The following is a 1,157-nucleotide window of genomic DNA, read 5'->3' as shown; positions in this document are numbered from 1 at the left end:
GTTCTACACCTGGGATTCTTGTGGCCGCGTGAAGAGCATTCGCGATAACAAGTGGGGTACTCGTTCGTTCACTTATGATGCCGCTTCTCAGGTGGTTGCGGTGACTAATGGTGCTGGTGGCGTGACCCATTACCGTTATGACGAGGCGGGTAACGTTATCTCCGTGATGGACCCTGCCGGTCGTATTACCAGCTACGAGTATGACCTGATGGGCAATGTTCTGGCGGCAACCAATCCGCTGGGTGTGCGCACTACCTCTACCTATGATGCTGCCGGTCGTCTGCTGACCAGCACTGACGGTAATGGTGCTGTACATTCCTTCGGTTATGACCGTGACGGTGTTCCCTGCTCCCATTCGGTGAATGGCTCTCTGTTGTACCGTATGGAGCGTGATTCTGCGCGCCGTACGATGACGACTTATGATCACGCGGGCGTTGATGCGTTTGGTGCTCCCGTGGTGACGGTTGAGTCGTATGACCGTTTGGGTCGTCTGATCCGTCAGCGCCGTGAGTTTGGTGCTCAGATTCCGGAGTCTTTCCGTACCGCGTACATGGATGAGACTGGCGGCTATGAGCTGTCCTACGCTTATGACGCTGATGGTCTGCGCACTGAGTTTGTGCACCCCCTGGGTTCGAGCGCTTACGCGTATGATGCTGCTGGCCGTATGGTCAAGCAGACTGACATCACCGCGTACCGTCTGGATGGAACCGCCGTTACCTCTGAGTCTCGGGTAGAGTCCTCCTTCGAGTACAACGCGGTAGATGCGCTGGTGCGTGCGCAGGTGTCTGACCTGGCGGGTACCTGGGTTCGCGAGTTTGGTTACCGTGGCGCGCACATGACCTCTGTGACCGAGCAGCCCGCTGTGGCAGACCCGGCTGTGGCAGACTCTTCTGAGGCTCTGCACACTGAGATTATTCGTGATGATTTGGGCCGTATTAGCGGCGTGGATTCGCCCGCTGGTCTGGTCATGTACACCTACACTGGTGCCCAGATGCTCTCTTCTGCCGTTCGCGGCACCGAGACTCTGCGTTGGACCTATGATGCCGCTGGCGCGCTGGTGCGTGTTGAGTACTTTGATAGCGCTCAGCCTGAGAACGCTTGGGTGAAGGTGCTGGTCACTGACGAGGGTGCCCGCGTTCGTGCAGTGTGCGTCTATG

1 pseudogene is annotated in these 1,157 nt (G+C 57.6%); it reads left to right on the top strand.

What is annotated here, in order from left to right:
• Positions 1–1,157, top strand: a pseudogene (locus tag HMPREF2879_RS01185) (RHS repeat protein); the annotation flags it as partial.

Origin of the sequence: Rothia sp. HMSC069C04, assembly GCF_001812895.1 — a bacterium.
Classification (GTDB): domain Bacteria; phylum Actinomycetota; class Actinomycetes; order Actinomycetales; family Micrococcaceae; genus Rothia.
The sequence above is the reverse complement of the archived record's forward strand: the minus strand, read 5'-3'. Positions and strand labels throughout refer to the sequence as shown.